Source organism: Gordonia hongkongensis (assembly GCF_023078355.1).
GTDB lineage: Bacteria > Actinomycetota > Actinomycetes > Mycobacteriales > Mycobacteriaceae > Gordonia > Gordonia hongkongensis.
The window spans coordinates 2,945,071-2,967,263 of record NZ_CP095552.1 but is presented as its reverse complement, the minus strand read 5'-3'; the positions used below and the strand labels follow the sequence as shown (position 1 = coordinate 2,967,263).

The following is a 22,193-nucleotide window of genomic DNA, read 5'->3' as shown; positions in this document are numbered from 1 at the left end:
CACCCGGTCCGAGCGTGGTGCGTTTACGGAAAAGGGGTGGGTTTGCGAATTCCGTGGGCGCGGAGCCGCCTACCCGCCGGTTGAGCCTGTCGAAACCCCCGGGCCCGTCACCAGCGGAAGGTCGAGTGTGGTGCGAAGTCCCGCGGGCCCGTCGACCACCGCGGGAATGGCGTTCACGATCCGGCCGGCCGCGGCGACGATGGCGGCGTGGTTGTGGTCACCCTTGCGGCTCGTCGGCATGATGTCGACGGTGTACGACGGTTCGCCGGTGATCTCGACGCGGTAGCACCCGCCGGGCTGAGCCGGCTGCGCCCAGTCCGGCCGCAGGTCACCTCGAAGCCGCGTCACGTGCTCGATGACGATCACGGGTTCCCCGGCCACCTTGCCGATGATCTCGAAACGCACGGCCGCGCGGGTGCCCGCAGCGATGTGACCGGCCGCGATGTCGAAATCCTCCGGCGCAGGCTCGCTTTCGGAGATCTCCTCGATGTCGTCGACGGTGACGCCGAGACCGGCGGCCAGTTGCCGGATCGTCGTTCCCCATGCCAACCCCAGTACCCCCGGCAGGAACAGCATGGGGGTCTCGTCGAGCGGTTTGCCGAAGCCCATGACGTCGAACATGACGGTCGCCCCGTCATAGGTCGCGTAGTCGGCGATCTCCATGCAGCGCACCTGCTCGATGTGCTGGCAGGTGCCCGCGAAGACGAACGGAATGAGGTCGTTGGCGAATCCGGGATCGACGCCGGTCACGAACAGGCTGGCGCCGCTGCCCGCGGTGGTTTCGTCGATCTTGGCGATCGCCTTCGCGGGCATGACGTCCCAGGGGTACTGGAGCGTGTTCGGGGAGGACCCGACGACGTCGATCCCGGCGACGAGGATGCGCAGCACATCGTCGAAGGCCTCGACGGGACGCGTGTCACCCATGGCGCAGTACACGACACAGTCCGGCTTCGTCGCGATCACCTCGTCGAGGTCGCCCACCGCCAGGACTCCGGTGGGTGTCTCCAGCCCGGCGAGCGTCGCGGCGTCGACACCGACTTTTTCAGGGGTGGACACGCAGACGGCCACGAGTTCGAACCGCGGGTCCTCGATCAGCTGGGTGAGGCACAACCGGCCGACGTTGCCGGTTCCGACGAGAGCTACCCGGAAGGACATGGCGTGGAACTCCTTATGTTCGATCGGCGCCGGTGGGGCGTGGTGTACACCTGTCCGGACGTTTGTCTGTTCAGTAGACCATTTTTCGGTGGAACCTGTTCTATTTTCGCGCTCGTCGCGGTAGCGTTGCCGCCCATGGGACGCGTAGACGACAAGGTTGCAGTGATCACCGGTGGTTCGCGGGGCATGGGCGCCGAGCACGCCCGGGCCCTCGTGGCCGAGGGGGCGAAGGTGGTGATCGGCGACATCCTCGACGACGAGGGCAAGGCGCTGGCCGCCGAACTGGGGGACGCGGCGCGCTACGTCCACCTCGATGTCACCTCGCCCGAGGACTGGCAGACGACGGTGTCCACCGCGGTAGACGAGTTCGGCAAGGTCAACGTCCTGGTGAACAATGCCGGCATCGTGAACGGTTCGACGATCCAGAAGTTCCGGCTGGACAAGTGGAAGCAGATCCTGGACGTGAACCTGACGGGCACGTTCCTCGGAATCCAGGCGGTCGCGGACCTGATGATCGACGCCGGCGGTGGCTCGATCATCAACGTCTCGTCGGTGGAGGGCCTGCGCGGAAGTCCCTGGGCGCACGGCTATGTCGCGAGCAAGTGGGGCGTGCGTGGTCTGGCGAAATCGGTTGCGCTCGAACTGGCTCCGCACAACGTGCGGGTGAACTCCATCCACCCGGGTCTCATCCGGACGCCGATGACCGAGGGGATCCCCGACGACATGGTGACCGTGCCGATGGGCCGGGCCGCGGAGTCACGCGAGGTGTCGACCTTCGTGGTGTTCCTGGCCAGCGACGAGTCCTCGTACGCGACCGGTGCCGAGTTCGTGATGGACGGCGGCCTCAGCGCCGACGTGCCACACAAGTGAACGCCCACACCAGGACGACCATCCCGATCAGTTCGACGAGTGTCTGCGTGATCACCGTCGCCGCGGCCAGTTCCGCCCCGACCGGCAGCGCCAGCGCGAGTGGCAGGACGACGAGCGAGTTGCGGGTGGCTCCGGAGAAGACGACCGCCGTCGACGGCTCCGGGGCCAGGCGGAACATGTGTGCCACCGCGACACCGGCCGCCACCATGATCGCGAGGAACGCGGCGTAGACCGGGATCACCCCGGCGATGTCGGCAAAACGCGAACCGACGAGAGGTACCTGGGAACTCACGGCGACGAAGAGTACGGCCACCATGAGCGGGACCATCGTCTTCGTGGCGCCGGCCGAGGTTCGACGACCCGCCTCGGACCGGTCCGCCCACGCCTGGGTCAGCCACGCGAGTGCCAGCGGGCAGAGGATGAGGACCGCGAACGCCCAGAGGAACGGCTCCGGTTCGATCACCGACCGTCCGTCACCGAGCAGCAGCACCAAGTACAGCGGTGTCAGCAGCATCTGGGCAAGGAGCAGCAGCGGCGTCGCGGCAAGGAGTCGTCGGGCGTCCCCGCCGCCGAGTCCGGCGAATACGACGACGTAGTCGACGCACGGACACAACAGCACCAATAGCGCGCCGAGACGGATCGCGTCGTCGGCGGGCAGCGCTGAGGACAACACGGCCACCAGAAGAGGCGCCACGACGAAGTTCAGGAACAGCACCGCGACCAGGAACCGCCGGTCCCGCAGCGATTCCAGGAGATCGGACCGGCGGATCTGCAGAAAGGTGACATAGAGCAGCGCGGCGAGCAGCGGCGTGATCGCCGACTCGAGGCCCTCGGCGGGACCGGGTGCGGCCAGTCCCGCACACAGTCCGGCGACTATCGCGCCGAGGTAGAGGGCGACCTGGTGACGTTCGAGGCGGTCGACGACAGTCGCGGGTCTTGGCACCGAATCATTCTGCGACACCGCGGCCGCGTTCACCGACACCGCCATGGCGCGGTACGGCAGACTCGACCGGGTGATCACCCCGTCCCGGCGCACCGACGTCGCGCTACTGGTCGTGGTGATCGTGTTCCTCGTCGCGGTGAACATCGGTGCGCATCTCGCGGACGGCCCGCTGTCGGTGGCGATCGTCCCGGTTGCCGCCGTCGTGGCCGTGGGCATCGCCCGCCTCGCCGGCCTCGCCTGGCGGGACCTCGGCCTGAGCCGTGCGGAACTGCGCGCCGGCATCCCGGTCGCCGTGGCCGCGGTCCTCGTGGTCGCGGCCGTGGTCTCGACAGCGGTCGCGATCCCGGCGACGCGTGAGTTCTTCCTGTCCGACCGCTACGACGATACCTCCGAGGCCCTCCTGGCGGCGTTCGTGATCATTCCGCTGCAGACCGTTCTCCCGGAGGAGGTCTTGTTCCGCGGTGTGCTGCAAGGGGTTCTGGGCCGGTTGTTCACCCCGTTGACGACGCTGGTCGTCGGTGCGATCGCCTTCGGTCTGTGGCACATCCTGTCCTCGACCGGTCTCACCGCGGGCAACGAAGGCCTGAGCGGCGTGCTGGGTGCCGGGACGGTTGCACAGATCGCCGGCATCACAGGCGCGGTCGTGGCAACCGGGGCCGCGGGTTTCGTGCTCGGGTGGTTGCGGCAACGCACCACGAGCCTCCTCGCACCGATCGCCTTGCACTGGGCACTGAACGCCACCGGGGCGATCGGTGCCGCGGTGGCCTGGCAGGTGTCGTAGACCGAACACCGCTGGTATGCGCGCAGCAGCACCACGAACCATGCTCCCTAATCCGAAAGAAGCCCATAACCCCTGCTCCCTGAGGTGTGAGGAGCGCAAGCGACGAGCCTCGAAGGGCCTGGTGAGACGTGTTGCTACACCCTTCGTGGCTCGCTTCGCTCGCACCTCAGGGAGCAGGGTTCCTTCCTGCTCCTCGAGATCACGCGGTTCCGAAGATGCGATCGCCGGCGTCACCGAGTCCGGGGCGGATGAAGCCGTTGTCGTCGAGTTCGCGGTCGACCGCCGCGGTGAAGATCGGCACGTCGGGGTGTGAGCGATGCAGGACCTCGATGCCCTCCGGGCAGGCGAGCAGGCAGACGAACTTGATGGACTTCGGACCGTACTCCCTTATCCGGTCGATCGCGGCGACCGCCGAATGCCCGGTCGCCAGAAGCGGATCTACGATCACGACATCACGCTCGGACAGCTCCGACGGCATCTTGAAGTAGTACTCGACGACGACCATGGTCTTCGGGTCGCGGTAGAGGCCGATGTGTCCGACGCGCGCGCCGGGAACCACGGTCAGCATGCCGTCGGCGATACCGGCGCCGGCCCGCAGGACCGCGGCGAACACCAGCTTCTTGCCGTCGATGACCCGGGCGGTGGTGGTCTCGAGCGGTGTGTCGATGGTGATCTCGTGCATCGGGATGTCACGCAGGACGTCGTACGCCATCAGGATCGAGATCTCGTCGAGCAGACGGCGGAAGTCGTTGGTCGACGTCTCCTTGCGACGCATCAGGGTCAGTTTGTGTTGGACCAGCGGATGGTCGATGACGGCGACGCTGCCCATGGGTTCCTCTCGGTCGCTGGTCGGCTCAGAAAACAGTGCCGGTACTGCGTATCGTCAACGGCGGCAACCCATCGCGAAGTCGGCTCGCGAGCACGCGGCCGGCCGCCCACGTGCCACCCTCGAGCACGCAGGCCAGGGGCATCGAGGCTGCATCGGCGTCGAGGCGGTCGCGTACGAGGTCGGCGATCTCGTCGAGAAGGGCGACGGTGAGCGCCCGCCATTCGACGACGAGCTCGTCGCCGACCTCCCACTCCCGGTCCGCCCAGGCCTCCTCATGCAGCGCGAGCACACCCGAGTCGAGGAGAAGGCCACCGTTGCGGTATTCGGGGAGGCCGGTCAGCTCGTCGAGTCCGGTCACCTGGACACCGGCCCAGCGGAACGGTTCGAGAAGCGAATAGGTCAGCCACTGGGACAGTTTGTGGAACGGCACCCAGCCGGCGGTGAGGCCCGGGCCGACGACGGCGTCGTGATGCCAGCAGTCGCCCAGTGGGTGGGTGTCGATCGTGTTGTCCGACGGCCAGATCGGGCCCAGATACTCGAGTACCCCGCTCAGGATGTCGACCGCGGGCACCTCCGCACGACCACCGCGGGTGAGGTGATCGAACAGGCCGCCCGGCCGGGCGTCCGGACCGAAGATCTCGGGGCGGCTCGACAACACCTCGCCCAGGCGGCGCAGGAGATCGACCCGCCCGGGCAGGCCTGTGAGCGGGTTGTCGGGACCCACCTGGAAGGCCGCGCCGAGAGTGTCCGCCGTGACGCGGCCCAGACCGGTGGCGTCGACCCGCAGGGGATCGGCCGGGTCGCTCGAGAACACCCCCTCGCAGAACGCCACCCAGCTCGCGACGCCGAGCCCCTCGGACCGGGTGAGAACCAGGTCGCTCGACCGTTCCCGAAACGACCACTCGGGTCCCGCGCCGGCATCGAGGAGGACGCTGACCAGCACGACGTCGATGAGCGCGCGGGTTCGCTCCGCCGAGCCGGCCGGGGGCAAGGCGGCGTCGAGAGCGCCGAGGCGGTCGATACCGCCTGCCTCGAAATGTCGCCACCTGCTGTGAAAAGGGATGTCTCCGTCGGGATATCGCAACCGAGTCGTTTCCACGACGATGTCAGCTGCCGCGTCCCGCGCATCGTCGTGGACGATGAACCACGACGATTCGCCGGCCCGCGCCCGTTCGAGGAGTTGTCGCGACCGGCTCCGGACGGTGGCGGTGGAGCGCAGCAGCCGGGCGGCCTGTGAGGCGGAGAGTTCCACCTCTGGTGCTCCGGTCATCACAACCCCCGGCCCTTGACCTGACGCAGCTGTTCGGCATCGGGCACGGGTCCGGGCGTGAAGTAACCGGCAGCCATTTTCGCGTCGATCTCGACGCGGGCGTCGGCGGGGATCAGTTCGTCGGGGATGTTGACCCGTTCGCCGACCTCGATACCCGAGCCGGTGATGGCGTCGTACTTCATGTTCGACATCGACACCAGGTGATGGATCCTGGTGATCCCGAACCAGTGCAGGACGTCGGGCATGAGCTCCTGGAACCGCATGTCCTGTACGCCCGCAACGCATTCGGTGCGGGCGAAGTACTGGTCCGCGGTGTCACCGCCGAGTTGGCGTTTACGGGCGTTGTACACCAGGAACTTGGTGACCTCGCCGAGGGCGCGTCCCTCTTTGCGGGAGTAGGCGACCAAGCCGACGCCGCCGCGCTGGGTGCCGCGGACGCACTCCTCGATTGCATGCGTCAGATATGGGCGGCACGTACAGATGTCGGAGCCGAACACGTCGGAGCCGTTGCACTCGTCGTGCACCCGTGCGGTGAGTTCCACCGAGGGGTCGGCGAGGTCGCGGGCGTTGCCGAAGATGTAGACCGTCTGCCCGCCGATCGGCGGGAGGAACACCTCGAGATCCGACCGCGTGACGAGTTCGGGATACATGCCGCCGGTCTCCTCGAACAACACCCGGCGCAGCTCGGCCTCGGAGCAGCCGAACCGCTCGGCGACGCCGGGAAGATGCCACACCGGTTCCACGGCCGCCTTGGTGACCAGAGCCGCGCCACTCGGCAGCAGAACCTCACCGTCGGGGACCAGACGGCCCTTCTCGATCGCCTCGGCGATCTCGGGAAGGATGACGTGCGCCTTGGTCACCGCGATGGTCGGCCGGATGTCGTAACCGCGAGCGATCTCGTCGGGGAAACTCTCGGCGACTGTCGCACCCCAAGGATCCAGCGAGACGATCGCGCGCGGATCGCCCCACTGTGGATACGGTCCGATGTGGTCGGTGGGCGAGGTGTTGGTGAGATCGGCTCGGTGCTCTCGTGCAAGGGCGCCGGCGGCGACGGCCAGTGCGCGATAGACGCTGTAGGAGCCGCTGTGGGTGCCGATGACATTGCGATGCGCACGTGTGCCCGTCGTCCCGATGACGGGACCGCGTTCCGCCGCGGTGGCCGCCCCCCAGTGGATGGGCAGAGCGTCGACCCCGCCGCTGTGTGAGGTCAGTCGGATATGGCCCAGGGACCTGTGTTCGCCGGACATCGTCGTCGTCCTCACCTTCGTCTCGAGGCGGTCACCCGCCACGGAGGGAAAGCGCCAGCATAGTTCCGGAAGTCCCTGTGCGCCGGGTGATGCGAAACGCCACGGCGGCGGCACCCCACGAAGGGTGCCGCCGCCGCATCTGATCGGTTCGACGATGAACCGATTTGCTCAGAGTTCGAACCGGTCCAGGTTCATCACCTTGTCCCAGGCCGCGACGAAGTCGTTCACGAACTTCTCCGCTGCGTCGTCGGCTGCATAGACCTCGGCCAGGGCGCGCAACTGTGAGTTCGACGTGAACGCCAGATCGGCGCGAGTGCCGGTCCAGGTCTGCTCGCCGGTGGCGCGATCGCGCCCGACGTACAGGTTCTCGTCTTCCGACGCCGACCAGGCTGTCGACATGTCCAGCAGATTCACGAAGAAGTCGTTCGTGAGGACGCCGGGACGGTCGGTCAGGACGCCGGCCGCCGAGCCGCCGAAGTTGTTGCCCAGCACCCGGAGGCCACCCACCAGCACCGTCATCTCGGGGGCGCTGAGGGTCAGCAGCGATGCCTTGTCGACGAGGGTGAACTCGGCCGGAAGGCCACTGGTCTTGCCGACGTAGTTGCGGAACCCGTCGGCGGTGGGCTCGAGATGTGCCATCGAATCGGCGTCCGTCTCGTCCTGGGTGGCGTCGGTACGTCCAGGGGTGAACGGTACCGTGATCTCGACTCCGGCATCCCGCGCCGCCTTCTCGACTGCTGCCGTGCCGCCGAGGACCACGAGGTCGGCGAAGGAGACCTTCGCGCCGGCCTCGCCGGTGAACGCACCCCGGATGCCTTCGAGGGTGCGGATCACGGTGGCCAACTCGTCGGGCTCGTTGACCTCCCAGGATGCCTGCGGCTGCAGGCGGATCCGGCCGCCGTTGGCGCCGCCGCGCTTGTCGCTGCCACGGAAGCTCGACGCCGCCGCCCACGCGGTCTTCACGAGTTGCGCCACAGTCAGTCCCGAGTCGAGGAGCGTCGCCTTCAAGGCTGCCACGTCGGCATCGGTGACAAGTGGGCCCTCGTGCGCCGGGACATTGTCCTGCCACAGGTACGTCTCGGTCGGAACAAGCGGACCCCGATACCGGACGGCGGGTCCCATGTCGCGGTGCAGGAGCTTGAACCAGGCCTTGGCGAACTCGTGCGCCAGTTCCTCGGGGTGATCGAGCCACCGCCGGGTGATCTTCTCGAAACCGGGGTCGTAGCGCATCGCGAGGTCGGTGGTCAGCATCGACGGGTGGGTCTTCTCGTCGCCGAATGCCGTGGGGACGGTACCGGTCCCGGCGCCGTCCTTCGGACGCCACTGGTTGGCTCCGGCCGGACTCTTGTAGAGCTCCCACTCGTAGCCGTAGAGAGTCTCGAGGAAAGCGTTGTCCCAGCGGGTCGGGGTCGGATTCCAGATCACCTCGAGGCCGCTGGTGATCGTGTCCGCGCCTTTGCCGGAGCCGTGCGAGCTGGTCCAGCCGAGACCGGCGTCCTCGACGGCGGCGGCCTCGGGTTCGGGACCCACCAGGCCGGCGTCACCGGCGCCGTGGGTCTTGCCGAAGGTGTGGCCCCCGACGATCAGAGCCGCGGTCTCGACGTCGTTCATCGCCATCCGCGCGAACGTCTCGCGGATGTCGACCGCGGACGCGAGGATGTCCGGATTGCCGTTCGGTCCTTCCGGATTCACATAGATGAGCCCCATTTGCACTGCCGCAAGCGGTGTCTCGAGTTCGCGGTCGCCCGAGTACCGCTGATCGGCCAGCCACTCGAGTTCGGGGCCCCAGTACACCTCGTCGGGCTCCCACTCGTCCACGCGCCCGAAGGCGAAGCCGGCGGTGGTGAACCCCATCGACTCCAGGGCGACGTTCCCGGCGAAGACCAGGAGGTCGGCCCAGGACAATGCCGTGCCGTACTTCTTCTTGATCGGCCACAGTAGGCGGCGCGCCTTGTCCAGGTTGGCGTTGTCCGGCCAGCTGTTGAGCGGGGCGAATCGCTGCATCCCGGCTCCGGCACCACCGCGTCCGTCCTGCACCCGGTAGGTACCCGCGGCATGCCAGGACATGCGGACGAACAGGCCTCCGTAATGGCCGAAGTCGGCGGGCCACCAGTCCTGCGAATCGGTCATCAGGGCGGTCAGGTCGGCGCGTAACGCCTCGACGTCGAGATCCGCGAGGGCCGAGTCGTAGTCGAAGTCGGCGTCCATCGGATTCGCGACGTCCGGATTGTGCTGAAGCACCTTGAGATTCAGCTGGTTCGGCCACCAGTCGCGGTTGCCGCCGCCCTGGGTGGGCGGCGTGAGCCGACCGTGCGCGACCGGGCAACCGCCCGCGGCGGGCTCGGTGTTCGCCTCGGCAATGGGGGGATGTTCCTTCGCGTCGCGGACGGGCTCGTGGTCTTGCTGCGCCATGCGGGGTTTCCTTTCGGGCACGGTGAGAACTGCGATCGCCGGGTCGGTGATCGCAGGGGAGGGAGGCGTCGTGGTCGGGGGTCTATCGGTCGGGGCCGGCGCCCGGAGCGGGTCGGTTGGGTTCGGGGAAGCAGTCGGGGCAATGACCCCAATAGATGACCTCGGCTTCGTCGATGACGAAACCCCGGTCGTCGGACGGGGTCAGGCACGGGGCCTCGCCGACTGCGCAGTCGACGTCCCCGATGGATCCGCATGTACGGCATATCACGTGGTGATGGTTGTCCCCGACGCGTGACTCATATCGAGACACGTGGCCGGACGGCTGGATGCGTCGCACCAGACCGGCCGAAGTCAGTACGCCCAGAACGTCGTACACCGTTTGCTGCGAGACCTCCGGCAACCGTTCGCGAGCGGTTCGGAGGACCTCGTCGGTGTCCGCATGAGGATGTGCTCGGACGGCTTGCATGACCGCGACGCGCGGGCGGGTCACCCGCAGTCCGGCGGCGCGCAGGTGCCGGGCGCAGTCCTCGTCGGTGAGCATGGTGACCATCGTGCAGTCTTATCTGGAATGATTCAAGTTAAGAAGGCGAAGTGAGGTGGCCGTCACGGGCGCCGTCGTAGTATCTGCTCATGCGGACAGCGACGCCGACCACCGCTCGGGCAGCCCTATGACCCCGTACGACGAGATCGTCGACGAGCTGTACGGTCTGGCGCCGGCGGCGTTCGTGACACGCCGGAACGAACTCGCTCGAGAGATCAAAGCGGACGGCGACCGTGACCTGGCGGGGCGGATCGCGAAGTTGCGGCGGCCCACGCAAGCTGCGTGGGCCGTCAATCAGTGGGTTCGCGCGCACCCCGACGACAGCGCCCTCATCGCTGGGTTGGCGTCGGATTTGACTGCGGCCCAGCGCCGCTCGGCTGTAGACAAGATGAAGACGTTGTCGCGACGCCGTCAGGATCTGATCAACGAGTCGGTGACCGCGGTCGCCGCCACGGCCGCAGATCTGCGAGTGACGCTGGGAGACAGTACCATTCGCGAGGTCACGCAGACATTGCGAGCCGCGGTGGCCGACCCGGAAGTGCTCGAGCAGGTGTTGCGGGGAAACCTCACCGCATCCGCCGAATACAGCGGCTTCGGGCCCGCCGGCGTGTTCGTCGTCCCGGAGCCGTTGCAGGAACCAGTCGCGGACGAGTCCGAGGCAAGCGGCGCGGACGCAGACGGTGCCGACGAAGAGGGTGCCGACAGGGATGACGCCGACGACTCGGACCACACAGCGTCTGACGAAGCGGAGCGTCGTCGACGAGACCTCGAAGCCCGACTGGCCGAGGCCGAGACAGGGGAGCGAACGGCCCGATCCGACCTCGACGCCGCCTCCCGAACTGTGGACGGGGCTTCGTCGGAGGTCGACGAGATCGTCCGGCGGGCTCAGGAGTTGCGGGCCGAGCTGGCTCGTTGCGAAGAATCGCTGCGGTTCGCGCGGCAACGACTCTCGACTGCGGAACAGGGCCGGGCCGAGGCGCGGATCGCGCTCCGTGAAGCCGTCGCGGCCACCAATGAGATCCGCTCGGCGCTCGCCGAGCTGTGAGCCGACGAAGGGGTCGAACCCGAAGTCTCCACCATGGTTGCCCGTCGCCCACGGTCAGCGTGTCAAGTGAAAACGCAGCAGCTCGGTGGTGCCGTTCAGCGCGCGGCCCCAATAGCCGCCCCGGCCGTCGGCTCGGAGCTCGTCACGCACGAATCCCACGGCGGTTCCCGAGTAGTCGACGACGATGACCGGTGCACCGTCCTGCACGGAACGCCCGGGGTACACCGCGCCGGGGAAGGCCCACCCGATCGCGGTGTTGTTGACGACCCGCGAACCCGTGAAGTTCTTGCCGAACCACACCGTGTCGGCGATCGGGGCGCTGGTGACGTCGCCGCGGTAATACCCGGACGGCATCGGCGGTGCAGCCTGGGCGGTCCCGGGTGCGGCCAGTGTCACGGCGCCCGCGAGGGCGACCGCGGCGACCGCGACGGCACCCCGGCGGAGGTGGGCGGTGGGTGAGGTGTCCATCTACCCATTGAACGCCTCCGCCGGCTCGCCGGCTCATGGTTCGTCGGCGCCGTCCTCGCGTCGCCGAGGATCGGTGGCCGACGAGGATCAGTGACCGACGAGGATCAGTGACCGACGAGGATCAGTGGCCGACGAGGCGGAGTGAGTCGTCGCGGCGGAGCACGAAGAAGTACGGCTTCGGCGACCCCTTCAGGTCCATCGCGCCCAGGACGGCATCATCGGAGAGACGGTGGAAGACGTCGTTGATCGGCAGCTGATCGTAGGACATGGTCGCGGTGTCCGTGCCGCGGTACCGGGTGGTGCGCAGCCGGGCACGTGCTCGTCGGGTCTGACTGAGAAGGCGGGTCGCGGCGATCGGCGTCCCCAACGACAACGACTTGACTCCGGGCGCCTTCTCGGCGATCCCCAGTCCGCCGAAAGCGATCGCCGGATTCATGGCCCACAGCGCCGAACCGTCGCGGGTCGGGAAGAGCAGGGGGTGGACGGTCTCGGCGTCGACGAATTGCTTGCCCCACCAGCCGCTGGCCGCGAGGAAGCCGTCCAACGGGTGGTCGGTGGGCAGCTCGGCGCCACGCCAGGTGCCGATCATGAAGTCCGGTTCGACCGCGGGGGCGGAGTCGAACAGGTCGAGGGCCTCGGCGGTCGTCGTCGGCGTGGTGGTCAGGATCTCGCGCACATGCATGTCGACGATCGTACGTGTAAAGACACAAGATCTGAAGAATGTCGCAATGGATCGCGGAGCCACGCCCCGGGGTGTGCGGCCCGTCCGGAATAGCCTGTACGTACGCCGGGTTGCCGCAGGCATGAACCAACCCGCGTATGACCCTCGTGATCTTCTCGCCGAAGGCGGAGTCGGCGTCCTCGCCACGATCAAGTCCTCGGGACTACCACAGCTGTCCCCGGTGACCCCTTTCTACGACCGCGACGCCGGGGCCATCTACGTCTCGATGGCCGAGGGCCGGGCCAAGACCGCCAACCTCCGACGCGATCCGCGCGCCGCGTTGGAGATCACCGGGCCCGATCGCTACACGTGGGCGACCGCCGAGGGCACTGTGACGTTGATCGGCCCGGGCGCCGAACCGGACGGGCCCGAGGTCGAGGCGCTCGTCGACTACTACCGCAAGGCGGCAGGCGAGCACCCGGACTGGGACGAATACCGCAGGGTCATGGTCGCCGATCGCCGCGTCCTGATGGTCATGTCCGTGGACCGGGTGTACGGCGAACGTCTGCGCTGATTTTCACGATCGAGGACCCGGGTTGTCCTCGTCGTGTCGCACAGTGGACGCATGACAACCGACTTTCAACTGACCTTCGACTGTGGTGACCCGGCTGCGCTGTCCGCATTCTGGGCCGAGGTGCTCGGTTACCGGCTCCAGGACCCGCCTACCGGATTCGACAGCTGGGAGGCGGCGCTCGACGCATTCGGGGTGCCTCCGGAGCGTCGGAACGACGCCTCGGCCGTGATCGACCCGGAGGAGCGCAGGCCACGGTTGTTCTTCCAACGCGTACCCGAGGGCAAGACGGCGAAGAACCGGGTGCACCTCGACGTCCGTGCTGCCCCTGGTCTGAGTGGCGACGACCGGATGCGCGCCCTCGAGGCCGAAGCCGACCGGCTCGTCGGACTCGGTGCGACCCGGGGCGAACGACACGACCCCGCACCTCCGCTCGGCGAGGGGCACATCGTGATGCGCGACCCCGAGGGCAACGAGTTCTGTCTGGACTAGGGATTTCGTAGCAACAATGCGCGCTATGTGCGCTCTGTTGCCACGAATTCCGATGTCAGACAGATATTTCCGGCTTTACCCAGGGTCCCGTCCAGGTCGGGCTGCTCGAAAGTGACCTCGGCGAAGCGTCCCTGAACCGAGAGCGTCGCGATGGTGTTGCCGAACAGCGGGCCCAGGGTGTTTCGCCAGGCGACGGGCAGTTCGGGCGAGCCACCACGACGCGCCCAGCGCCGGACGACCGCGGCGAGCCGATTCGACCACCCCAGCCGGAAAACCGCCTTGATGTACGGCGGGATCGCGTTGTGCACCGGCGAACACACGAGCTGGTGGACGTCGGCGCTCGTTGTGTCCGGGAAAGTCGCACGCGCGGCATAGCTGTGGTGGACGTCGCCGGACAGCACGCTGACCGTCGCGGGCCCGGGGTCGCGCGCCGCAACCTGTCGGATCATCTCGCTGAGCCGGACGAAGGAATCGAAGAAGGCCGGCCAGTGCTCGAGGTCGGCCCCCTGCCGGATCTTCTCGGCCAGCTGTCCACGACGGCCCGGCCGCCGGGCGCCGATCTCGTTCACAGTCTCCGCATCACCGATGACCGGCGGGAGCAACCACGGCAGTGATGAACCCAGGACCAGGTGGTCGAGTCGCTCGATGTCGTCGTCGACCTGGCTCTCAACCCAATCGAATTCGTTGTCGCTCAGCATCTTTCGCGTTCCGCCGGACAGGATGCGACCGTTGCGGGAGTCGATCATGACCAGCCTGGTGTTGCCCAGGTTCCACCGGAAACTGAACCGGACACCCTTGGTTCCGTCGGTTTCCCGGTCGGCGCGATCCGCGACCTCGATCAGGTGGGGCCAGCAGTCACCGTCGATCTCGCGGACGCGGCGGTAGTCCTCGGACTCGGCGAGTTCGGCGGGGGAGAGGTTGCCGAGGTGCTGATACACCCAGTACGACGCGAGGCCGGCGCGGATCCGGTCCTGCCACCACGGCTTCTCACTCATCTGCCGACGCCAGGTGTCCGAGGTGTTCCAGTCATCACGGATGTCGTGATCGTCGAAGATCATGGCCGTCGGCACCGTAGAGAGGATCCATCGGATCTCGGGGTCTCCCCAGGTGTGCCGATACAGTCCCTCGTACTCCTCGAAGTCGACGACCTCGTCGGACGGTCCGGCGGTCGAGGCCCGGCTCGACTCCAGCGACTCCTTCACCTGCGGGGTCAGCTCGTCCGCGTACACCTGGTCGCCGAGCAGAATGAGGGTGTCCGGCCACTCCTCCACCGGGAGGTGGCGCATTCGGACCGCGTAGCAGTCCAATGCGTCGAGTCCGAGCTTCTCGTCGAGCTCGGGGTCCTCGGCCCGCGGATACCGGCAGGACCCGAAGACGAACCGGTGCCGGTCCGCGGTGTCCGGTCCCCGGGTCCGGATCACGCTGGGCGGGAACTCGGTGTCCGGGAGGGGCCACTCGAGGGCGCCGTTGACGCGGACCTGATACTCGGAGACCGTGTCGGGCACCAGGCCGCTGACCTCGACCAGCGCGTAGTGGTGACCGGACACCTCGAACGTCCGGGTCGCACAGCCGAGGACTTCGACCTCGCCGGGTTCGTCGGTCTGCACCCAGATCAGCGCGGAGGTTTCGTCGACGTGCCGGAGGATCGGACCCAGAACCAAAGCCATTCGATCAGAGTAGGCCGTGGCGCGGCGTCGCGCGGCCACGTCGATCGTGAGCGATGAGTTCGCCGGGTCGTGCCGGTCTGCACTCCTGGCGCCCTCACCACAGCGGTGACGTCTCGCGCCGGGACACCGGTGCACCGGAGTATCGATGGAGGAGCAACCAATGGTGATCGTTGCCGGCAGTCTGCGAGTGGACCCGGACCAGCGCGCGGCGTACATCGCCGGGTGCGACGAGGTGGTCGGTGCCGCCCGTCGGGCACCGGGGTGTCTCGATTTCGCGATCTCCGCGGACTCGATGGACCCCGGCCGGATCAACATCTTCGAGCGCTGGGACTCGCAGTCGGCGGTCGAGGCGTTCCGTGGCGACGGGGTCGGCGAGGACCAGTCACGGGCGATCCGGTCGGCGTCCGTTGCCGAGTACGACGTCGCCGACGTGCGGATATTGGCGGGCCCTCCGGATTGATGAGCACACAACCCGCGGCGACATCGAGCGTCGTAGGCTGTGTGCGCACTTCCAGAGGGGATCATGACCGGAATGTCCGACATCCAACAGACTCTCGCCGACGTCCTCGGCGAGCTCCGCAGTCTCGACGACCCGCGGATCCGAGCGGTCAACGAGAAACACGGCGACGACTACGGGGTCAATCTCAGGAAGCTCAGGGCGATCGCGAAACGACTGCGAACGCAGCCCGAACTGTCCGCGGAGCTGTGGGCGACGGGCGACACCGCGCCGCGCCTGCTTGCACTGTTGATCTGTCGCCCGCGGGCGTTCGACGCCGCGCAGCTCGACACGATGATCCGCGAGGCCGACCGGCCGAAGGTTCACGATTGGCTCGTCAACTACGTCGTCAAGAAGAGTCCGCATGCCGAGGAGTTGCGGAGGTCGTGGATGGCCGACGCCGAGCCCGGTGTCGCCGCGGCGGGATGGGCCCTGACCGCTGATCGAGTGGTCAAGAAGCCCGGTGACCTCGACATGGCCGGGTTGCTCGACACCATCGAGTCCGACATGGGGAACGCGCCGCCACGCCTGCAGTGGGCGATGAACACATGCCTGGCGACTATCGGCATCGAGAATCCCGACTTCCGTTCTCGTGCAATCGACATCGGTGAGCGGTTGCGAGTGCTGGAGGATTACCCGACCTCCCCGGGCTGTACTTCGCCGTATGCGCCGGTCTGGATCGCCGAGATGGTACGGCGCAGATCGCCGTGACCTGAGCGGCTGCTCGTTGCCCCGTCGCTCAGGCGTCGGATCCTGACACTCCCGGAGATCCTTTGCTGCTCAGTCATTGTGGTGGCTGTGGGAAACCGGCATGACGACCGTGGTGAGGTCGCCGCCGTCTGCGGACCGAATCGTCATCGGGAGGTCCCGATTGCGGACGTCGATCATCATCTCGCCCCCGATCGACACATGGACCGCTGGGTAGAGCGTCGAGACCTCGAACCACAGTGCGATCGGGGGGCCGCAGGTCTCGGCTGGCACGACGGCGAGTTGTGCCGACGAGGCGTCGCTCAGTGTGAGCGCCGCCGACGTGAAGTCCAGGTGCACCCGGTCGGTTGCACAGCGCTCCAACGATTGCAACACAGCGGTTTTCGCGACACTCGCACGCATGGTCACCGTGGGCAGGGCTTCGATCATCACCTGGTGCGCGGGAAACGGCCCGTCGAGTAGGCGGCACCATAGATCGTCCCGACCGTCGAGCCGGAATCGAACTGCGCCGGCCACGGCGTCGATGACGACGACGCCGCCCCGTGCCAGGTCGGACAGACCATCACGGAGGTCGGCCGCACACAGCGTTCCCGACTCCGCGGCGATCGACATCTTGATCGTCCTGGCCTCGCGCCGAATCCGATCGGCATCGGCAGCGACGGTCCGCACGTGCTCGTCGATCAGTCCGCCGGCGGTACCCGGCTCGGCGGCGAGGACCGTGCGGATGTCGGCGAGCGACATCCCGATCTCGCGGAGTCGCCGGAGTGCGATCGCGTGCCGCTCCTGCGACGCGCTGTACTGGCGATATCCGGTCGACGCGTCGACGGCGGCCGGGGTGAGCAACCCCGAGTCGTCGTAGAACCGCAGCGCGGACGCGGTCAAGCCGGTGCGTTGCGCGAACGCGCCGATCGGGACGAGTTCGCTGACTTCGGGAACGGAGGGCATATCGCAGATCATCCGGCTTCGACCAACCTGAAGGTCAAGAGGAAGCGAGTCGGCGTCCGAATCGGGTCAGATGAGACCGAGTGCGAGCATCGCGTCGGCCACGCGAGTGAACGCCGCGATATTGGCACCGGTCGCGTAGTTGCCCGGCGCCCCGTATTCGTCTGCCGTGTGCAGGCAGTGGTCATGGATGGCCGTCATGATCTCCGACAATCGGTCCTCGGTGTGCGCGAACGTCCACGAATCCCGAGAAGCGTTCTGCTGCATCTCGAGTGCGCTCGTGGCGACGCCGCCCGCGTTCGCGGCCTTACCCGGGGCGAAGCCGACGCCGGCGTCGGCGAAGATGCGCACCGCCTCGGGGGTGCTGGGCATGTTCGCGCCCTCGGCGACGATGCGACATCCGTTCTTCGCCAGTTGAGTGGCGTCGACCCCGTTCAGTTCGTTCTGCGTCGCGCAGGGGATGGCGATGTCGGTGGGCACACTCCACATCGATCCGGTGTCGACGTGACGGGCGGACCCGCGGCGGGCGTCGGCGTAATCCGAGATACGGCCGCGCCGAACGTTTTTGATCTCCTTGAGCAGTTCGAGGTCGATACCGGCATCATCGACGACGTAGCCCCCGGAGTCCGAGCACGCGATCACGCGACCGCCGAGTTGTTGCACCTTCTCGATGGCGTAGATCGCCACATTGCCCGAGCCCGAGACCACCACGGTCTTGCCGTCGAGGTCGTCGCCGGCCGCGGCGAGCATCTCGCGGACGAAGAACACCACGCCGTACCCGGTCGCCTCGGTGCGGACCTGCGACCCACCCCAGGCGAGTCCCTTGCCGGTGAGCACGCCGGACTCGTAACGGTTGGTGATGCGCTTGTACTGGCCGAAGAGATAACCGATCTCCCGACCGCCGACGCCGGTGTCACCCGCGGGCACATCGGTGTACTCGCCGATGTGACGGTAGAGCTCGGTCATGAACGACTGGCAGAACCGCATGATCTCCGCGTCGGAGCGTCCCTTGGGATCGAAGTCGGCGCCGCCTTTGCCGCCGCCGATCGGGAGCCCGGTCAGTGCGTTCTTGAAGATCTGCTCGAACCCGAGGAACTTGACCACGCCCAGGTAGACGCTCGGGTGAAAGCGCAACCCGCCCTTGTAGGGACCGAGTGCGGAATTGAACTCGACCCGGAACCCGCGGTTGATCTGCACCTGTCCCTGGTCGTCGACCCACGGCACTCGGAAGATGATCTGGCGCTCGGGCTCCGTCAGTCTCTTGATGATCCCGGCGTCCGCGTAGTGGGGATGTTTCGCCAAGACCGGACCCAGACTGTCGAAGACCTCCCGGACGGCCTGGTGGAACTCGGCCTCCCCAGGGTTCCGCGCAACAACCTGCGCGTACAGATCGCTGATCTTCTCGTCGAGCACGATGGCGACCACTTCCTTCTCCGTAGGTGTGGGACGGCGACGTGCCCAGGCGAGCACGCCGCCACCCGCACCCTATCGAGTGACAGGAATTCGACCGCAGACCGGTCCGTCGGACGACGACCGCGGTGTGTCCGCAGTGAGGTGGTCGGACCCGCTCACCTGCGGAGCAGTCCGGTCGGGCACCGCTATGCGCGGATCACGCGCGGGCCAGAACAGGTCGTCGCACCTGGAGCGACGGATGTCGGGTCACGATCTCATGCCTGGACGTCGGATCGGCACCAGTGGTGAGCGTCAGGATCCAAGGCACCGACTCGGCGTCGTCGGACACCCACGGATCCAGTTCGAGGTGGGCCAGGATGTCGCGTGACAGGCTCTCGAGTCTCGCGACGGTCAGTCGTCCGGACGAGTCCGCGAAACCGAAGCACACATCCCGCCCCTCGGGTATTCCGAACACGTCCGCGTCGTTCTCGCGGTGCCATTGCCGTCGGAGGAGCAACGACTCCGACTCCTCGACGACAACCGAACACCTGGCGGGGTGGGAAAAGGCGTCGTGCGCGCGAGTCGACGCTTGCTCGACGAATTCTCTGACCCGACCGGGGGAGCCACACACGCGTATTCGGCACTCCATCACAACCGCATTCACGGCCACTCTTCCTTTCGCTGCTACCGGCCATCTGCGACCGGTGCCATGGACTCTAGCCCAGAAAAAAATAAAAGCCAGTCCGGCGCATTTCGCAGGCCCACAGTAAATGAAACGTACTGTGTGACAACGTATGAAGTCGGCAAGTCGGCATCAGATCGGACGGGCTGGACTTCTGCCATTTCTGGGCTATGGTCACGAAGGAGAGCGGGAGCGAACCGTTGTAGACCACGACCGATTCGAGGATAAATGGCGGAAAAGAATTCGAGCTCGAAAAAGCGGCGGCAAGAACTCAAGGAACGTCGTGAGCGAAAACGGGCACTCGAGGATGTCTCGTTGATTCGGAAGAGGAAAAGCGCGCGTTGACGCCGACGCTCGCGTCAGCCCGCGCTTTTCAGTGCCCGGGCGATCGTGGGCCAGGCTCGGTGCAGATCCTGGTTCCAGTAGCCCCACGAGTGGAGACCGGCACGGAAGTCGTAGGTGATGTCGACCCCGGCTCGGTCTGCGCGACGCTTGAAGCTCTCGGTGCATCGGGCGACGATGCCCTCGAGCACGCCTCCGACGGGTGAGGCCAGCCCGGCCAGCCCTAGGGCCGGGTCGGGCAGACCGTTGCCGACCGCTACATACACGGGCTTACCGCGTAGCGCGGACACGTGACCGGCGGGATTGTGGGCATCCCAGTTGTCGTGATCGAGCGGGCCCCACATGTTCTCCGGGTTCCCGCCTCTCGTCGTGACCGATGTGGCGGTCGCCTGCCGGAACTCCGGCGACCCTTGATCGAGGCACCCGCTGAAGGCGACCACACCCCGGTAGAGATCTGGGTTGCGGACCGCGATGGACATCGCGCCCAGCGCCCCCATCGACAGCCCGCCGATCACGTTCCGTCCGTTGCCCCGGAAGCGTCCGTCGACCAGCGGAGGGAGTTCCTCGGTCAGGAAGGTCTCCCACATGTTCCGACCCAGGACGGGATCGATTCGGCGCCAGTCGGTGTAGTACGAGCCCGTACCCCCGATGGGCAGAACCACGTTGACCTTCTTGTCGGCGACGAAGCGCGCGATGTCGGTCTGAAAGGTCCACCCGCTCTGCGTGTAGCTGGTGTAGACCCCACCGTCGATCCCGTCGAGGAGGTACACGGTCGGCCGTGGGCCGGTCCGCTCGCGGGGGGCGAGCACGCTCACTCGAACGGGCCGCTTCATGGCGGCGGAATACACGGTCATCGTCGTGCGTGTCGCCGTCTCCGAGGACACCGCAAGGATCCGCGCCGAGTCGCCGAGCCTCGGCGGGGTCGCTCCCGCCGGCTGCCCCGTCGAGACGCTCGCGACGACCGCGATCAGAAATGCACAACCGAGCCCTGCGGCTCGCTGCCAGCGTGACACTCTTCGTTCCCCCTCGGACACTGCCGTCACGACCGGCGACCCACCCCCAGGTCGACGTCCGGCATTCGCCGCGTGTCGGTCGATCACGGGTCCGGACACGGACCGCGGACCCATTAGAGCAGGTCTGGGGCCGCCGTGTGACCGAAGCGCGCCGACGACCGAGGTTTTGCGTACAGGGACCCGGGTACCCGAATGATCCCGGGCTGTGGACAGTCGGGATTCACACGACAGAGGAAGGTAGGTGCTCTGGTGGGCACATATGTCACCGCGAATCCGACCACCGGTACGACCGATCGGGAATTTCCCGGACTGAAGGACGACGAGGTGGCCGGCGTGGCCGAACGGTCACTCGCGGCATACCAGGAGTGGCGAGCGACCGAGGCATCCGAACGGGCCGCAATTCTCTCCCGGACCGCTGACGAGTACGAGAGGCGAGCCGATGAGCTCGCGGCCGTCATCACGACCGAGATGGGCAAACCCGCCAAGGAGGCGGCGGGAGAGGTTCAGCTGGCCGCGGACATCTATCGCTGGTATGCCGAGCACGGACCGGATCTGCTCGAGACCGAGGTCCTCGACCCGCAGGGCGCGGACGCGTCGATCGTGCAGGTCGCGCCGATCGGACCACTGGTGGGCGTGATGCCGTGGAACTACCCCTACTACCAGGTCGCACGTTTCGTCGCGCCGAACCTGTTGGCCGGCAACACCGTCATTCTCAAGCATGCGTCGATCTGCGCGGCCTCGTCGGCGTTGATGGCAGAGATCCTGCACGACGCGGGTGTCCCTGCCGACGCGTACATCAACGCGTATGCAAGCAGTGATCAGATCGCAGACCTGCTCGCGCACAACGCGATACGCGGCGTATCGCTCACCGGCAGTGAGAAAGCGGGTGCAGCCGTGGCAAAGGTTGCGGCGGAGAACCTGAAGAAGTCCGTGCTCGAGCTCGGCGGTTCGGACCCGTTCATCCTGCTCGACTCCGCCGACATGGAACGCACGACGAAGATCGCGGCGGGCGCACGGCTGTCGAACGCGGGCCAGGCGTGCAATTCGCCGAACGGTTCATCGTTCTCGACGAGTTGTACGACGACTTCGTCGACGGTGTGGTCAAGCAGTTCGAGTCGACGGTGGTCGGTGATCCATCCGACGATTCCACTCAGATGGGTCCGCTGTCGTCCCTGTCGGCGCGCGACACGGTGGCCGAACAGGTCGAGACCGCGGTGAAACAGGGCGCCACCCTGCGGACGGGTGGAAAGCCGCTGGAGCGCGACGGAGCCTTCTTCGAACCCACTGTGCTGACGGACATCACCCCGGACATGGACGCCTACTCCGAGGAGATCTTCGGGCCGGTCGCGATGGTCTACAAGGTGTCCTCTCCGGAGGACGCCGTGGCGCTCGCCAACGATGTCGAGTTCGGATTGAGCGGATCGGTGTGGAGCGGTGACATCGGCAAGGCCGAGGAGGTCGCCGATCAGCTGGAGGTCGGCATGGCGTATGTCAACGAACACGGCACCACGCTGCCCGGCCTTCCGTTCGGCGGGGTGAAACGGTCCGGCTACGGTCGCGAACTCGGGCGTTGGGGCATGGGCGAGTTCGTCAACACCAAGCTGCGTCGCACCGCCTCCGAGTAGCCGGACGATCGGCGATGGCCGGACGGGCCGATGCGGAAGCG

The 22,193-nt window shown here is 67.1% G+C and carries 21 protein-coding genes and 1 pseudogene; 8 read left to right on the top strand and 14 right to left on the bottom strand.

The window, feature by feature from the left end; translation table 11 throughout:
* Positions 1–69 precede the first annotated feature (69 nt).
* Positions 70–1,155 (bottom strand): NAD(P)H-dependent amine dehydrogenase family protein, encoded by a 1,086-nt coding sequence (locus MVF96_RS13590; RefSeq protein WP_247449344.1) that lies wholly within the window; start codon positions 1,153–1,155, stop codon positions 70–72.
* A gap of 135 nt (positions 1,156–1,290) precedes the next feature.
* Between MVF96_RS13590 and MVF96_RS13585 the strand changes: the two genes are divergently transcribed.
* Positions 1,291–2,025, top strand: coding sequence for a glucose 1-dehydrogenase (locus MVF96_RS13585; RefSeq protein WP_055475422.1), 735 nt, complete (start codon positions 1,291–1,293; stop codon positions 2,023–2,025).
* On the opposite strand, the gene MVF96_RS13580 is transcribed toward MVF96_RS13585, so the two are convergent.
* A complete protein-coding gene (locus MVF96_RS13580; RefSeq protein ID WP_418930448.1) occupies positions 2,000–3,013 on the bottom strand; it encodes an arsenic resistance protein in 1,014 nt (337 codons plus the stop codon). The two genes, MVF96_RS13585 and MVF96_RS13580, sit on opposite strands and share 26 nt — an antisense overlap.
* Before the next feature lie 25 nt (positions 3,014–3,038).
* Between MVF96_RS13580 and MVF96_RS13575 the strand changes: the two genes are divergently transcribed.
* Positions 3,039–3,749 (top strand): CPBP family intramembrane glutamic endopeptidase, encoded by a 711-nt coding sequence (locus MVF96_RS13575; RefSeq protein WP_159370911.1) that lies wholly within the window; start codon positions 3,039–3,041, stop codon positions 3,747–3,749.
* A 199-nt stretch (positions 3,750–3,948) separates the two neighbouring features.
* Here MVF96_RS13575 and upp read toward each other — a convergent pair whose 3' ends face one another.
* From upp to MVF96_RS13550, 5 genes are all read right to left on the bottom strand, one after another.
* Entirely contained in the window at positions 3,949–4,578 is a 630-nt protein-coding gene (gene upp / locus MVF96_RS13570; protein WP_068971400.1) for a uracil phosphoribosyltransferase, read from the bottom strand.
* Between the two features lie 25 nt (positions 4,579–4,603).
* Complete coding sequence (locus MVF96_RS13565) at positions 4,604–5,848, bottom strand: URC4/urg3 family protein (RefSeq protein WP_247449343.1); 1,245 nt, start codon at positions 5,846–5,848, stop codon at positions 4,604–4,606.
* A complete protein-coding gene (locus MVF96_RS13560; protein ID WP_247449342.1) occupies positions 5,848–7,095 on the bottom strand; it encodes a GTP cyclohydrolase II in 1,248 nt (415 codons plus the stop codon). Before MVF96_RS13560 ends, MVF96_RS13565 begins: the two co-directional genes overlap by 1 nt.
* A 168-nt stretch (positions 7,096–7,263) precedes the next feature.
* Positions 7,264–9,507, bottom strand: a complete 2,244-nt coding sequence (katG, locus tag MVF96_RS13555) for a catalase/peroxidase HPI (RefSeq protein WP_247449341.1) — start codon at positions 9,505–9,507, stop codon at positions 7,264–7,266.
* A gap of 82 nt (positions 9,508–9,589) precedes the next feature.
* Entirely contained in the window at positions 9,590–10,048 is a 459-nt protein-coding gene (locus MVF96_RS13550) for a Fur family transcriptional regulator (protein WP_247449339.1), read from the bottom strand.
* A 127-nt stretch (positions 10,049–10,175) separates the two neighbouring features.
* Between MVF96_RS13550 and MVF96_RS13545 the strand changes: the two genes are divergently transcribed.
* Positions 10,176–11,093: a hypothetical protein gene (locus tag MVF96_RS13545; protein WP_247452107.1), complete on the top strand. Its 918-nt coding sequence runs from the start codon at positions 10,176–10,178 to the stop codon at positions 11,091–11,093.
* A gap of 54 nt (positions 11,094–11,147) precedes the next feature.
* Here the strand turns inward: MVF96_RS13545 and MVF96_RS13540 are convergent, their stop codons facing one another.
* Together MVF96_RS13540 and MVF96_RS13535 are read right to left on the bottom strand one after the other, a co-directional pair.
* On the bottom strand, positions 11,148–11,561 hold the full coding sequence (locus MVF96_RS13540; protein WP_058253497.1) for a hypothetical protein: 414 nt from the start codon (positions 11,559–11,561) through the stop codon (positions 11,148–11,150).
* Positions 11,562–11,682: 121 nt separating this feature from the next.
* Positions 11,683–12,243, bottom strand: coding sequence for a GXWXG domain-containing protein (locus MVF96_RS13535; RefSeq protein ID WP_068970455.1), 561 nt, complete (start codon positions 12,241–12,243; stop codon positions 11,683–11,685).
* A 121-nt stretch (positions 12,244–12,364) separates the two neighbouring features.
* Here MVF96_RS13535 and MVF96_RS13530 point away from each other — a divergent pair, with 121 nt between their 5' ends.
* Together MVF96_RS13530 and MVF96_RS13525 are read left to right on the top strand one after the other, a co-directional pair.
* A complete protein-coding gene (locus tag MVF96_RS13530; protein WP_247449337.1) occupies positions 12,365–12,796 on the top strand; it encodes a PPOX class F420-dependent oxidoreductase in 432 nt (143 codons plus the stop codon).
* A 51-nt stretch (positions 12,797–12,847) separates the two neighbouring features.
* Positions 12,848–13,285: a VOC family protein gene (locus MVF96_RS13525; RefSeq protein WP_058253494.1), complete on the top strand. Its 438-nt coding sequence runs from the start codon at positions 12,848–12,850 to the stop codon at positions 13,283–13,285.
* A gap of 23 nt (positions 13,286–13,308) precedes the next feature.
* Here the strand turns inward: MVF96_RS13525 and MVF96_RS13520 are convergent, their stop codons facing one another.
* A complete protein-coding gene (locus tag MVF96_RS13520) occupies positions 13,309–14,952 on the bottom strand; it encodes an alkaline phosphatase D family protein (RefSeq protein ID WP_247449335.1) in 1,644 nt (547 codons plus the stop codon).
* 160 nt (positions 14,953–15,112) lie between these two features.
* Here MVF96_RS13520 and MVF96_RS13515 point away from each other — a divergent pair, with 160 nt between their 5' ends.
* Positions 15,113–15,412, top strand: coding sequence for a putative quinol monooxygenase (locus MVF96_RS13515; RefSeq protein ID WP_247449334.1), 300 nt, complete (start codon positions 15,113–15,115; stop codon positions 15,410–15,412).
* A gap of 63 nt (positions 15,413–15,475) precedes the next feature.
* Positions 15,476–16,159, top strand: a complete 684-nt coding sequence (locus tag MVF96_RS13510; protein ID WP_247449332.1) for a DNA alkylation repair protein — start codon at positions 15,476–15,478, stop codon at positions 16,157–16,159.
* A 69-nt stretch (positions 16,160–16,228) separates the two neighbouring features.
* On the opposite strand, the gene MVF96_RS13505 is transcribed toward MVF96_RS13510, so the two are convergent.
* From MVF96_RS13505 to MVF96_RS13490, 4 genes are all read right to left on the bottom strand, one after another.
* Positions 16,229–17,101: a MerR family transcriptional regulator gene (locus MVF96_RS13505; RefSeq protein WP_247449331.1), complete on the bottom strand. Its 873-nt coding sequence runs from the start codon at positions 17,099–17,101 to the stop codon at positions 16,229–16,231.
* A gap of 66 nt (positions 17,102–17,167) precedes the next feature.
* A complete protein-coding gene (gene gdhA, locus MVF96_RS13500) occupies positions 17,168–18,523 on the bottom strand; it encodes an NADP-specific glutamate dehydrogenase (protein ID WP_065631644.1) in 1,356 nt (451 codons plus the stop codon).
* A 184-nt stretch (positions 18,524–18,707) separates the two neighbouring features.
* A complete protein-coding gene (locus MVF96_RS13495; protein ID WP_223258860.1) occupies positions 18,708–18,965 on the bottom strand; it encodes a hypothetical protein in 258 nt (85 codons plus the stop codon).
* A 566-nt stretch (positions 18,966–19,531) separates the two neighbouring features.
* Positions 19,532–20,527, bottom strand: a complete 996-nt coding sequence (locus tag MVF96_RS13490; protein ID WP_058253487.1) for an alpha/beta hydrolase — start codon at positions 20,525–20,527, stop codon at positions 19,532–19,534.
* A gap of 249 nt (positions 20,528–20,776) precedes the next feature.
* On the opposite strand from MVF96_RS13490, the pseudogene MVF96_RS13485 reads away from it, so the two are divergent.
* Positions 20,777–22,152 (top strand): annotated as a pseudogene (locus tag MVF96_RS13485) (NAD-dependent succinate-semialdehyde dehydrogenase).
* Positions 22,153–22,193 lie beyond the last annotated feature (41 nt).

Excerpts from the sequence above, each read along its gene's own strand:
- MVF96_RS13590 (WP_247449344.1), bottom strand. The coding sequence starts at position 1,155 with ATGTCCTTCCGGGTAGCTCTCGTCGGAACCGGCAACGTCGGCCGGTTG.
- MVF96_RS13585 (WP_055475422.1), top strand. The coding sequence starts at position 1,291 with ATGGGACGCGTAGACGACAAGGTTGCAGTGATCACCGGTGGTTCGCGG.
- MVF96_RS13580 (WP_418930448.1), bottom strand. The coding sequence starts at position 3,013 with ATGGCGGTGTCGGTGAACGCGGCCGCGGTGTCGCAGAATGATTCGGTG.
- upp (WP_068971400.1), bottom strand. The coding sequence starts at position 4,578 with ATGGGCAGCGTCGCCGTCATCGACCATCCGCTGGTCCAACACAAACTG.
- MVF96_RS13565 (WP_247449343.1), bottom strand. The coding sequence starts at position 5,848 with ATGACCGGAGCACCAGAGGTGGAACTCTCCGCCTCACAGGCCGCCCGG.
- MVF96_RS13560 (WP_247449342.1), bottom strand. The coding sequence starts at position 7,095 with ATGTCCGGCGAACACAGGTCCCTGGGCCATATCCGACTGACCTCACAC.
- katG (WP_247449341.1), bottom strand. The coding sequence starts at position 9,507 with ATGGCGCAGCAAGACCACGAGCCCGTCCGCGACGCGAAGGAACATCCC.
- MVF96_RS13550 (WP_247449339.1), bottom strand. The coding sequence starts at position 10,048 with ATGCTCACCGACGAGGACTGCGCCCGGCACCTGCGCGCCGCCGGACTG.
- MVF96_RS13545 (WP_247452107.1), top strand. The coding sequence starts at position 10,176 with ATGACCCCGTACGACGAGATCGTCGACGAGCTGTACGGTCTGGCGCCG.
- MVF96_RS13540 (WP_058253497.1), bottom strand. The coding sequence starts at position 11,561 with ATGGACACCTCACCCACCGCCCACCTCCGCCGGGGTGCCGTCGCGGTC.
- MVF96_RS13535 (WP_068970455.1), bottom strand. The coding sequence starts at position 12,243 with ATGCATGTGCGCGAGATCCTGACCACCACGCCGACGACGACCGCCGAG.
- MVF96_RS13530 (WP_247449337.1), top strand. The coding sequence starts at position 12,365 with ATGAACCAACCCGCGTATGACCCTCGTGATCTTCTCGCCGAAGGCGGA.
- MVF96_RS13525 (WP_058253494.1), top strand. The coding sequence starts at position 12,848 with ATGACAACCGACTTTCAACTGACCTTCGACTGTGGTGACCCGGCTGCG.
- MVF96_RS13520 (WP_247449335.1), bottom strand. The coding sequence starts at position 14,952 with ATGGCTTTGGTTCTGGGTCCGATCCTCCGGCACGTCGACGAAACCTCC.
- MVF96_RS13515 (WP_247449334.1), top strand. The coding sequence starts at position 15,113 with ATGGTGATCGTTGCCGGCAGTCTGCGAGTGGACCCGGACCAGCGCGCG.
- MVF96_RS13510 (WP_247449332.1), top strand. The coding sequence starts at position 15,476 with ATGACCGGAATGTCCGACATCCAACAGACTCTCGCCGACGTCCTCGGC.
- MVF96_RS13505 (WP_247449331.1), bottom strand. The coding sequence starts at position 17,101 with ATGCCCTCCGTTCCCGAAGTCAGCGAACTCGTCCCGATCGGCGCGTTC.